Raw genomic sequence first — 11,902 nt, 5'->3', positions numbered from 1 at the left:
AACAACTGAATTGAAGGAGGGCATGCACATGTCGAAAATTATTGATGTGCAAAATTTGCAAATGAAGTTTGGGAAGGAAGAAGCGTTAAAGGATGTTTCCTTTACTGTAGAGAAAGGGGAAATATTCGGCTTTCTTGGTCCAAGTGGATCGGGGAAAACAACAACGATTAAAATTTTAACAGCACAGCTTACACATTCATCTGGGAAAGCTTCCGTATTTCAACAAAATGCGGCGAACATGAATCAAATGGAAAATAAACAGAAGATTGGTATCCTTACAGATAACAGCGGATTATATGGTCGCTTATCTATAGAAGAAAATTTATTACTATATTGTAACTTATATGGCCTGCCAAATAGCGCAATGGATGAAGCACTGCAATTTGTTAATTTACAAAATGAACGTAAGAAAAAAGTGAATAACTTATCTAAAGGGATGACGCAGCGTGTAATATTAGCGCGTACTATTATGCATAAGCCAAAATTATTGTTTTTAGATGAACCAACATCCGCATTAGACCCAGTAAATACACAGCATATTTATAAAGGGTTGCGAAAGCTTAATGAACTAGGTACGACAATTTTCTTAACAACGCATGATATGTCGGAAGCGGAAATGTTATGTGATAGAGTCGCTTTCTTGCATAAAGGTGAAATCCGAGAAATAGGCGATCCAGCGATGTTGAAAAAGAAATATAGTGATCATTCTTTCACGGTCGAATTAACAGATGGGGAGAAACATGTTTTGCTTAATGGCCAGGAAGATGCACAGAAATTATTCAACTGGATGAGCACGCAGCAAGTAGAGCGAATTAACACGAACGAACCATCACTAGGCGACATTTTCGTACAATTAACAGGGAGTGATTTATAATGAATATTTCAATTAGACGAATTCAGGCTATTTTTATGAAGGATTATAAGGAGTTTTCACGAAATTATGCCGTTTCATTTGTCGTACTAATCCCCATTTTCCTTGCAATCGTTTATGGGAAAAGTGGAAGTAATTCGATCCAAACATATTTCCTACCTATTAATATGACGTTTTCAATGGTAACAGCTTATATTCAAGCTTGTTTAATTGCAGAAGAAAAAGAGCGCAATACGTTACGTAGCTTAATGATGTCTCCGGCTTCTATAACAGATATTTTACTTGGTAAAAGTGTATTAGTTTTTGTCATAACGGCAGTTCTTTTAGCTGTCTCAATGTTTTTAGTAGGCTATACACCAGAAAACATTCCAGTACTTGTAATGGGGTTAGTCGTATCGACAGTTTTTTATATCGCAATGGGAATCATTTGCGGATTATTTACGAAATCGGTGATGGAAGCGTCGCTCGCAATTTTGCCAGTCATGATTATTTTCTCTTTTGCTCCTCTTGCAATTGTGTTAGGGGAAACGCATATTGTTTATAAAATTGTCCAATGGTTACCGGGTAGCCAGCTTATATTATTAGCAGAAGAAATAAATAAACAAGCGTCTACAATGAGTTTGTTAACACCGATTGCTGTCATGTCTATTTGGTCAGTAGTTGCGATACTTATTTCAGTTGTGCTCTTTAAAAAACGCACGAAAGATGAATAATTAAGATGAAAAAACATCAGCTCAAATGGTATTAGCCATTGAGCGGATGTTTTGTTATTTGTATGCGTATGACATAACAAAAAGGCACTCCAAGGATGGAATGCCTTTTTTGCAACTAACTATATGAACTATTAATTAGTGAAAATTAAAGTTTTGTAACGTTAGTAGCTTGAGGACCACGGTTGCCGTCTTCAACTTCGAATTCAACTTTTTGACCTTCGTCTAAAGATTTGAAACCGTCGCCTTGGATAGCTGAGAAGTGTACGAATACGTCATTGCCGCCTTCAACTTCGATGAAACCGAAACCTTTTTCTGAGTTAAACCATTTTACTGTACCTTGTTGCATGAGAGAAAACCTCCAAAAAAATTAAAATTATCAAACTGTTAGTGCATTGAAAAATTCACATGCTAAGCAATTTAATTACCCTTATTGTATAACAACATTATCCAACTGTCTAGTATAAATTAAGGGTGTGATGTGGGATTTTTTGTTATTTCATATAAGAGTAGTGATAAAGTAATTGGAAATACTGTGACAATTGGGTTTTCCATCAATAATAAAATCCCTCGTCATTTTACGGTGAGTAGAGGAGAAGTTTGTGTGGTATAATTTTGAAAAACAAACGCATTTATGCTCGTAATTGCTAATAATACTTTAAAATGGAAGTGGAATAAAAATGAACTAAAGGATAGATTTCCTTTAGTTCATTCATTTTACTTGTCTACTTTAAACCCTTTTAGCAGGTCTGCAAATGCATTATTAATCGGTTCTTCTTCTTTGTTCTGCTGCTTCATAAAGTTCTGAACAGCACGCTTATCTACTTTACCGCCGCCTTCTTTTTTACGACGGGCTTCGAATGCAGATAGTTTCTCGCGATGACCACATTTACATACGAAAATTTGGCCATCCCCTTCACCATGCAGCTCTAACTTTTTCTTACATTGTGGGCAACGTGCGTTTGTAACGCGTGCTACATTTTTACGGTGACCGCATTCACGATCCTGGCAAACGAGCATTTTGCCTTTTTTGCCGTTCACTTCGAGCATTGGTTTACCGCAATCAGGACAAGATTTTGTAGAGATATTATCATGTTTATATTTTTTGTCGCTTGATTTGATCTCGGCAACAATCGTTTTTGTATGCTGCTTCATTTCGTTAATGAATGCTTCTTTTTTCAGCTTACCAGTGGCAATTTGCTCCAGCTTCATTTCCCATTCTGCAGTTGTTGTAGGTGATTTTAATGTATCTGGTACAAGGTCGAGTAGCTGACGACCTTTTGATGTAATATGAATATCTTTCCCACGTTTTTCAATTAAGAAGGAATTGAATAATTTATCAATAATATCTGCACGAGTCGCAACTGTGCCAAGACCACCAGTTGATTTTAATGTATCAGCGAGCTGCTTATTTTGCGTTTCCATATATTTCGTTGGATTTTCCATTGCCGAAAGTAATGTTGCTTCGTTAAAGCGCGCAGGTGGCTTCGTTTGACCTGAAGTTTGCGCGATTAATTTGACGTTTAACGTATTGCCTTTATCAATGCGCGGCAATAATTGCTCCTTCACATCATCGGTTGAATCTTCATCCTCAAAGCGATTTGCATACACTTCTTTCCAACCACTTGCTAAAATTGTTTTACCTTTCGCAACAAATTGTTCATCACCAATTTTTGCACGTAATGTTAATTGCTCGTACTCAAAAGCAGGGAATAGCACGGCTAAGAAGCGCTTCACAACTAAATCATAAATTTTACGTTCTTTATCCGTCATTGCTGAAAAGTTAACATAGCCTTCAGTCGGAATGATCGCATGGTGATCACTTACTTTACTGTCATCAACGAATGATTTAGACGTTTTGATTGGTTTAGTTAAAATTTTATTCGCCAAAGTACGATATTCACCGACCGCACATGCTTTTAAGCGCTCAGATAATGTGCCTACAATGTCGGATGAAATGAAACGTGAATCTGTACGAGGATAAGTTAAAACTTTATGTTGCTCATACAGTTTTTGCATATAATTTAATGTTTCTTTTGCAGAGTAGCCAAAGATTTTATTGGCATCACGTTGTAATTCGGTTAAATCATAAAGACCTGGTGCGAATGTTTTCTTCGGTTTCTTTTCAATGTCGATAACCGTTGCATTGCCATTGCCTAAATTTTTGACGACCGCATCGATTTTTTCTTTATCAAAACTACGTGAATTGCCTTTCGAATCTTGCCAAGTTAGTTTTAATTGATCGGTTGTTTGTGCTTCGATACCGTAATAAGTTTGTGTTTTGAAATGTTTAATTTCATCTTCACGTGTCGCAATAATCGCGACGGTCGGTGTCTGAACTCGTCCACAGTTTAGCTGAGCATTGTGGCGTGTTGTCAATGCACGGGTAGCGTTTAAGCCGATATACCAGTCTGCCTCTGAACGCGCAACGGCTGCAGCGTATAGATTTTCGTAGTTTTTACCTGGCTTCAAGTTTGCGAAACCATCTTTAATTGCTTTGTCGGTAACAGATGAAATCCATAAACGTTTAATCGGTTTTTTCACATTGGCTTTTTCAATAATCCAACGTGCAACGAGTTCACCTTCACGACCTGCATATCTCCATAGAAATGCACATAAATATTTTGCACATAATAGATGTTTTATGCTATCTTTAATTATCTAATTATTCAGATATTAAGGAGGGATTTTTATTGGGTAATGATAATTTAATATTTTTAAAGAAGGAAGATATTAAATTCATTTCCATACCTATATGGATTGATTACGTATTTTACAATGATGGAAAAATTGAAAAAAGACAAATATGTGTGATAGGAATTAAGGATTCAAAACTTAATATACATTCAATACATCCTATGACTGAATTTTTAATGAGCTTTTGGCAGAATAAAGCGTTTAATACACAAAAAAAGCATGCAAATAATATCGTGAAATTTTTAAACTATTTAATGAAGAATTATAAGGGCCTTAAAATTGACTCCATTTTAGATATAAAAATAAATCATGGAAATATGTACTTAAACTCTTGTACAGAAGAAGGATTAAAAAAAGAGACCATAAAAAATGCCGAACAAACTCTGACTTATTTTTATAAATGGTTATCGGAAAACTTTAATACTCAGTTACCAAAGATTAACGTTAATCAAGGCAAATTCGGTGAACTTTTAGAGTCACCTTTTTCACCTGTTTATCCAGCAACTACTCCTAAAAATATTGAGCATGCTTTTCCACCTAGCTATATTCCATTATTTTTTGAGGTTGCTATTGCTGTTGCTAAACCAATAGCATTAGGAATATATATGCAATTTCTAGGAGGAGTGAGGGTTGGTGAAGTTGTTAATTTAACGAGAAATCAATTATTAAAATCAGTATCTCAACATGGCATGACATTAAAACTAATGAATAGAAACCTGCGTCCGGACTTAAAAGAAAATAGTAGCGTTAAAAAGAAACGGTTTCAAATGATTTTTGAGTTAGATAATTGGACAAATTCACTAACAAAAGACCATCTGGCTTTGTATAAATCTTCAGATGAGTCCAACCCCCTCTTTGTAAATGCTGCAGGAAAAGCTATGTCTGTGAGAAGTTACAGACAGTATTTTGAAAAAGTAAAAAAAGCATTCATAGAACTTTTAATTAATAGTTCAGATATGGATCAAAAAATATTAGGAATGCACTTAAATCAAATGAAATGGTCAACTCATATAGGAAGGGGTACATTTTCGAACCTATTAGCCGAATTTGCTGAAAATCCTTATGAAATAGCTCAGCCTCGTGGAGATAATGATCTTAATTCATCCTTAGCGTATATGAAGCAATCTGTTAGAATTCATGAAAAAATTCAACAGAAGTTCTCTAATCTTCATGAAGTATATATACCTAGCCTAGTTGAAAGAGGGGATTAAATATGAATGAATATTTAAACTTAAAAGAAGCGGCCAAAATATTAGGTTTTAAATCTCATAAAAGTGTTAGTTATCACATAGGTAAGGGATCATTAGTACATTCAAAAAAAGTAAAGGGGAAATGGTTAGTTTCTAAAGAAAATCTAGAATCTTTTTTAGATGAGTTAAATAACAAAGAATATTTCACTCTTAAGGAAGCACAAAAAAAATTGGGTTATAAATCTAATTCAAGTGTTAGAAAACTCATAGATAACGGTTCTTTAATAAATTCAAAAAAGGTAAAAGGAAAATGGTTAGTTTTTAAAGATGAATTGAAATCCTTTTTAGATCAGTCAAGTAACAAGGAATATTTTACTTTAAAAGAAGCGGCTCAAATATTGGGGTATAAATCTTCTCAAAGTGTTATAAAACTCATAGATAACGGTTCTTTAATAAATTCAAAAAAAGTAAAAGGAAAATGGTTAATTTTTAAAAATGAACTAGAATCTTTTTTAGATGAATCAAATAACGAAGAATATTTTACGGTAAAAGAAGCACAAGAAATATTGGGTTATAAATTTTCTGTAACTGTTAGAAAACTCATTGATAGAGGATCTTTAGTAAATTCGAAAAAAGTAAAGGGGAGATGGTTAATTTCTAAAAATGAACTAGAGTCTTTTATAGATGAGTCAAAGAATAAAGAATATTTGACTTTAAAAGAAGCGGCCAAAATATTAAATGAAAAACCTGAACATCTGGCTAGCCTATGTAAAAAAGGAGGAACTTTCCCTAATGCTGTGAAGAATACACATCTATGGGAAATCCCGATGATAGACATTATTGAATATCAAGCGAAATTAGAAGCAACTGCAAAAAACGATTATTATACGCGTCTTGAAATTACAAAGTTATTAGGGATACATGGTGTATCAGTAACTAATTTAATAAAAAAAGGAGTACTCTCCAAAAATATAAAAAAAGTTAATGGTAGATTTCAAATTCCAAAAGAGGATGTTGATATGTTCTTAGAAAAGCAAAGAACATATTATGAACAATATATTTCCTTAAAAGAAGCAGCTTCAAAAATTAATAAAAATCTTACAGCTATAGTACAGCGAGTAGAAAAATACTTTCCTAATGCTGTAAAAAATTTAAGGGGAAATTGGATAGTCCCATATCAGGACATACAAAACTATTTAGAAGGTAAAAATCAAGATAAGCTTTATGATTCTAGCGTTGCTTTAAGAGAACTACTTATATTCATTAATGACTTCATAAATGACTTTAAATATAAAGAGACTTTGAATCTATATAAAGAATTTATTAGAATACAGTTTAATAAAATGAATGGTACAACTTCTTATATTAGAGATAGAGAAGGGATATATAGAAATTTATTTATGTACCTCAAAGATAATCTCATAAATGAAATTTATCTTTTAGAAGTTAACGAGATAGAAAATCTTTTAAATAAATCCATATCAAAAACAAGGAAAATGTTAATACCTAGATTTATCAACTATTGTTACTCTGTAAAGGGAATTGAAAATGAAGAAAAAATTGTAATAGATTTATCTAAGAGAAATAAGAATGATACGATTTATTCCCCTGTCATCTTCAATGAGATTTACCTTTACGTTAAAAACAAAGACTTGCATAAAAATGAAGCTATTGAAAATCAAAATTATGCGAATATGTGGGCATACACACTCCTGTTAATTACTGACTTTATTCGTGGTGCAGATTTGATTCTTCAAACACCGATTATTAACATTGAAGATTTGGCTGCTAAATCTTTAATAGATTTAAATTCTACTGAACTTACATTAAAGGAATCACATATGATTATTAATCAACTCTATATTCATTTTAGAAACAAAAGAGCAAGCAAAAATAAGGAATTGTTAACTTTTATAGTTTCGCCAGATTTAGTCATACCTTTAGCTCATGCATTAGTTATTAGTGAGATGCATAGACAAAAAAATAATGATACGTTCTTACTCAATAGTTTTGTCAGCAATTCAATGTTTAAAAATACTCATACTAGTGGTCTTAGTACTCACAAGAAATTTTCCAATAAATCCGCTTTACCAAGCGAATTTAAGTTTCATAGTCAAACAATGAATAGGAGTGTGGCAACTTATTTATTTTTTAGTATCGTGGAAGAAGATGCAGCGAATGCTGACCTCGCATTAACATTAACGCAAAATAGTAGGTCTCATGTTGATACTAACTCTACAGCTATCTATATTCAATTAACTAATAAAGATGGATATATTAATCGTGTTTCTATAAATTTATTTCGTAGAGGGTACTTTGGATGGTTATATAACTATTTAATTTTATTTGCTCAACAAGGCGAGAATGTAAATCATACCTTAGAGGAACGAACAATTGCTATTGAAGAACTGAGAAAAGGGTATTCTCCAGGTGAAACAGAGGAAATAGCTCAAATGTTTTTAGATTACACATCAACAGGAGATATCGAAAGCTTTATTAAAGAAAGTGATACCGATAATTATTCAAAAATATTAACTGAAATATATTCAAAGTCTAACAGCGTAATAGAAAGATTAAATAAATATTCTAAAGACGAGATAAAGAAAATACTCGTTAAATTAGCTAAGGGCCAGCTACCTTCAAAAAATGAATATGGTCAATGTTTAATACACCCTGCTTGTGAATATCCATTAGTAGAGAACTGTTTTAAGTGTGAATATTTTATTCCACAGTATTTAATTTTGATTGAGCTTAAACAAGAACTTAATAAAATAATGGATCTTATTCATGAATCTAATAATGTAATTATGATTCAAAAACATACGTATTTTTTAAAACATTACCTCTTTATTTGGAAAGAGGTCCGAGTAGCATATGGAGAAGATGTCACTAGCGCTTATCTACCTAAAGAACAAATTACATTTAAGCTTGAAAAAATTGCACATAAGCTTGTAATTGAATGAAATTAGAGGTGATTTATAAGTGGAATTAAAACTGAATATATCTAACGATGCCGATAATTTAGTAATGCAAAAAGTCAAAAAGGTAAATGCTTTAACATTTAATGAGAACGAATACGAAGAAATGTTTAATAATTTACTACAAATAAATTTAATAAAAGGTAAATATAAGTTAACGAATTGGAAGGTGTTAGATGAATTACAAGACATGTACGTTGAATTTTCTTTTGATACAGAGAGCTATAATTTACTACAAAAGCATCTAAAATCGTATGTATTATTACGATTACAATCTAATAAAAAAACAATGACTGTGTATAACGAACTACAAAATATTAAGAAATGTATTTTGCATAGTGGGGGTTTAAAAGACGGCTCAAAATTAGAATTATTTTTATATGAGGAATATGTGAAAAATAAAAATCATGGTGGAAATTTAGCCAGTGATTTAAAACTATTCTTAAAGTTTATCCAGATTAAAAATAATAAGGAATTCATTAATATTTGCGAAAAGTTCCCATACAAAAAATATCATAATAGAGAATTACCAAAGTTAAAAGATGTTCTAAAATTTGACGAAATTATTAATGATTATTTTAGAAACTATGCGATGGAAAACACTATTAGATATTTGCCAATAATGTTATGGTGGTTAATTACAAATATTATTCCTCAGAGACCAACTGAATTCTTACTTTTAAAGAAGGACTGTTTGTTTTCTAGTCAAATTGATGGTAAGAATAAGTATTTCATTACAATTTATAGAATTAAGAACAATAATAACGAAGAGTCGTTAGAAATTGATGAAGCAACGTATAATATTATAATTAATATTATTAATAAAATTACTACTCAGTTTAATAACGATTCCCCCTATCTATTTACTGTAGATTTTTATTATTATAATCGTCCTCAAAAACATAATAGAAGTAAATCTAACCATAGATTAAATAGACGGGACTTTTATTCGATTTTGGATGATTTTTATGATGAAGTAGTTAGCGGTTTATATCAGATTAATGAAATTGAAAAAGTTAGATTTGGAGATACCAGACATTTTGCAATCATCAATATGTGTTTGCAAGGGTTTAATATGCTTTCTGTAGCAAATATGGCAGGTCATCAAAGCATTTACACACAAAATGAATATTTCTCTCATGCGAAGCAATTTGCCACATCCTATGTATATTTAATGGCTCAGAAAAAGTTAGGATTTTCTTTTTCTAAAAAGTTTTCAGGTGGATTAATGGGCTGGAAACGTTATATGTTCGATATTGGTAATACGATTTCTTATGAAGAATTAGATTTAGAAGAAATTGTTGGACAGGTCGATTTTGGGATCTGTAAAGATTTAAAGAAAGAATTTCCAATGAATTGTATTGGGGACTGCAGATTTTGTAATAAATACTTTTTCAAACCCTCTATTTCAGAATTCGAAGAAGGTTTGGAATGGTTGATTAATGGATCTAACCAAATGAAATTTAAAATTGAAAACGCAATAGATTTAATGAAAGATATAGTTACTAATAGTATAAATAATAACAATAGGGCTGCTCAGAATTTATTACAAACCACATCAAGAAATCTTGTAAGTTATATGGATTTAAAAGCTGCAATAGACGTCAAGATATTGGAGAGTGATAGAAGTCATGAGTTCTAAAGATAATACTGCAGGACCTGGGAGACCAAAAGAATACACCGATTCAGAGCTAAAGGAGCTAGCAGTTAAGCTGAAATATAAATTTAAAGGTAAAAAAATTACCCCTTCATTTTTGGAAGAAGAAACAGGGATAGGAAGAAACACTTGGAGTAGACGATTAAAAGACTTTATACAGGAGCTAAATAATCCTGTTATACGTTCAATTCCTTTAAACAATTCAGATGGAGTTTTTTTACCTAACATTGAAATGATTTTTGAAAAACATGGTGATAACAAAGCCGGTATCATAAGAGAACTATATTCTTTAGAAGAAATGATAGATACCTTATATTCTGAATTAAAGTTATTAAAAGCTGAAAATGAGAAATTAAGTAATTATAAAAATGAAGCTATAAAATATAGACAACAATTTACAGAACAGCTTCAAAGAGCAAAATATTATGAGGAATTATATAATGCAACAGTAGCATCGAGCTTATATCCCCACCTTTACTCGAAATCGCCTCATTTAAAAGAATTTAACATCAATAGCAAGCTCATAGATGTTAAAAATAATACGGATAAGCATATGACATTTAAGAATATTAAGTTCGACGTCGATGTAGTAGATATTTCTGAAGAGATTTTATCAACAGATGATATCAATAAAAAAGAAGACGCAATGTCTTTTTTAAAGGATGAATTTGATTTATAAAAGGCTTCTACTGTAAATAGCTTTTACAGTAGAAGCCTTTATATTATATCAATTCAAAAAACTCTTTATATCGGCAGTTAAAATTTTTGTTCCAGAAGTTCCTTTTAAATATTTCAAATCCCCATTTGATGACCAATCTATTTCGCTTAATTTTATTAGTTTATTTGCAACTTTGATTGAATCTATTTGCTGTATTTTTTCTGAATAAGCGTCATTGATTAAGCCATTGCCTACTATCGCCAATGCATTTAAACATGTGATATGTGTTAAACGATAATTTTTATAATCGTTCCATTGATCAGGTAACAATTCCTTAATCAAATTAAAATATAATAATGTAATATTTAATATTTTCTCTTTTGGTAACTTTGCAATTGGAGATTTTTTTGTTAATAAATTTACAAGTTGATATAAATTTTGTAGAGTAATATGTTTTTCTTTTGTACGACGTCCAATTAAAGTCCCTTTACTAAAAAAAGGACTTTCTGGCTTAAGAATCAGGTTAGTTGCAATCCAGCCGAAATCATCATTGTGTCGATTTAAATATCGGCTTAATGATGTACCGATTCCTTTTGCCTTAGTATTAATCACATCGAATAGTTTAATTTCATCATCATCGTCTAAATAATGGAATGCTAAAAAGGGAACAGTTAACGTGCTATCTGTTTCATTAATATATTCCTGAATCCCTCCTAAACGATGTTGTCCATCCATTAAAGTCCCCTTTTTTCTACAAATTAATCGTCCATAACTCCCTCTATGCTTATCATAAGCGTGAAATTCCCAATGTCCACATGCATTAAGCAAAATGGGCGTATATAAAGAATCTTCTCCTTGAGACAAATAATCAGCAAAGTCCATACATCTTTTTTTATTTATAGGTCGCTGATAGCCTTTACCAGAAGAATCATTGAATAGTTTAGAATAACAAAAGTTTACCGCTACCTGAGATGAAACAGATCCTTGATATATTACTCTCCCTCTCATTTTAGACTGAACGATATTTTCAATTACTATATTTGCACTTAAATTATTACTCATATTAATAAAACACTCCTTTAAAAATATTACAAATTAAATAATAGTACTTATAAGTACTTAAAACAAATAAAATGTACTT

The 11,902-nt window shown here is 31.5% G+C and carries 8 protein-coding genes and 1 pseudogene; 6 read left to right on the top strand and 3 right to left on the bottom strand.

Annotated elements, in window-relative coordinates:
- Positions 1 to 28: 28 nt before the first annotated feature.
- Together ACQKIH_RS02960 and ACQKIH_RS02955 are read left to right on the top strand one after the other, a co-directional pair.
- Positions 29 to 874 (top strand): ABC transporter ATP-binding protein, encoded by an 846-nt coding sequence (locus tag ACQKIH_RS02960; RefSeq protein ID WP_427763355.1) that lies wholly within the window; start codon positions 29 to 31, stop codon positions 872 to 874.
- Entirely contained in the window at positions 874 to 1,584 is a 711-nt protein-coding gene (locus ACQKIH_RS02955) for an ABC transporter permease (protein WP_427763354.1), read from the top strand. The genes ACQKIH_RS02960 and ACQKIH_RS02955 overlap by 1 nt, the downstream gene beginning before the upstream one ends.
- Before the next feature lie 145 nt (positions 1,585 to 1,729).
- On the opposite strand, the gene ACQKIH_RS02950 is transcribed toward ACQKIH_RS02955, so the two are convergent.
- Entirely contained in the window at positions 1,730 to 1,930 is a 201-nt protein-coding gene (locus ACQKIH_RS02950) for a cold-shock protein (RefSeq protein ID WP_057987933.1), read from the bottom strand.
- A 368-nt stretch (positions 1,931 to 2,298) separates the two neighbouring features.
- Positions 2,299 to 4,176, bottom strand: a pseudogene (locus tag ACQKIH_RS02945) (DNA topoisomerase III); the annotation flags it as partial.
- A 98-nt stretch (positions 4,177 to 4,274) separates the two neighbouring features.
- Here ACQKIH_RS02945 and ACQKIH_RS02940 point away from each other — a divergent pair.
- From ACQKIH_RS02940 to ACQKIH_RS02925, 4 genes are read left to right on the top strand one after another with little or no spacing between them, the layout of a single operon-like run.
- Entirely contained in the window at positions 4,275 to 5,489 is a 1,215-nt protein-coding gene (locus ACQKIH_RS02940; protein WP_427763353.1) for a hypothetical protein, read from the top strand.
- 2 nt (positions 5,490 to 5,491) lie between these two features.
- Positions 5,492 to 8,431: a helix-turn-helix domain-containing protein gene (locus tag ACQKIH_RS02935; protein WP_427763351.1), complete on the top strand. Its 2,940-nt coding sequence runs from the start codon at positions 5,492 to 5,494 to the stop codon at positions 8,429 to 8,431.
- A 19-nt stretch (positions 8,432 to 8,450) separates the two neighbouring features.
- Positions 8,451 to 10,088 carry a site-specific integrase gene (locus tag ACQKIH_RS02930; RefSeq protein WP_427763350.1) on the top strand — a complete coding sequence of 546 codons (1,638 nt, stop codon included), beginning with the start codon at positions 8,451 to 8,453 and terminating at the stop codon, positions 10,086 to 10,088.
- Positions 10,078 to 10,782: a hypothetical protein gene (locus ACQKIH_RS02925; protein WP_427763349.1), complete on the top strand. Its 705-nt coding sequence runs from the start codon at positions 10,078 to 10,080 to the stop codon at positions 10,780 to 10,782. Before ACQKIH_RS02930 ends, ACQKIH_RS02925 begins: the two co-directional genes overlap by 11 nt.
- 48 nt (positions 10,783 to 10,830) lie before the next feature.
- On the opposite strand, the gene ACQKIH_RS02920 is transcribed toward ACQKIH_RS02925, so the two are convergent.
- The gene (locus ACQKIH_RS02920) at positions 10,831 to 11,823 is read right to left on the bottom strand and encodes a DGQHR domain-containing protein (RefSeq protein ID WP_427763347.1); all 993 of its coding nucleotides are present in this window, start codon (positions 11,821 to 11,823) and stop codon (positions 10,831 to 10,833) included.
- Positions 11,824 to 11,902: the final 79 nt, after the last annotated feature.

Origin of the sequence: Solibacillus cecembensis, from assembly GCF_050272495.1 — a bacterium.
GTDB lineage: Bacteria > Bacillota > Bacilli > Bacillales_A > Planococcaceae > Solibacillus > Solibacillus cecembensis.
This window is presented reverse-complemented; position numbering and strand designations above follow the sequence as displayed.

What these genes read in the sequence shown, in the direction of transcription:
- ACQKIH_RS02920 (WP_427763347.1), bottom strand. Translation starts at nt 11,823, where the DNA reads ATGAGTAATAATTTAAGTGCAAATATAGTAATTGAAAATATCGTTCAG.
- ACQKIH_RS02955 (WP_427763354.1), top strand. Translation starts at nt 874, where the DNA reads ATGAATATTTCAATTAGACGAATTCAGGCTATTTTTATGAAGGATTAT.
- ACQKIH_RS02950 (WP_057987933.1), bottom strand. Translation starts at nt 1,930, where the DNA reads ATGCAACAAGGTACAGTAAAATGGTTTAACTCAGAAAAAGGTTTCGGT.
- ACQKIH_RS02925 (WP_427763349.1), top strand. Translation starts at nt 10,078, where the DNA reads ATGAGTTCTAAAGATAATACTGCAGGACCTGGGAGACCAAAAGAATAC.
- ACQKIH_RS02960 (WP_427763355.1), top strand. Translation starts at nt 29, where the DNA reads ATGTCGAAAATTATTGATGTGCAAAATTTGCAAATGAAGTTTGGGAAG.
- ACQKIH_RS02935 (WP_427763351.1), top strand. Translation starts at nt 5,492, where the DNA reads ATGAATGAATATTTAAACTTAAAAGAAGCGGCCAAAATATTAGGTTTT.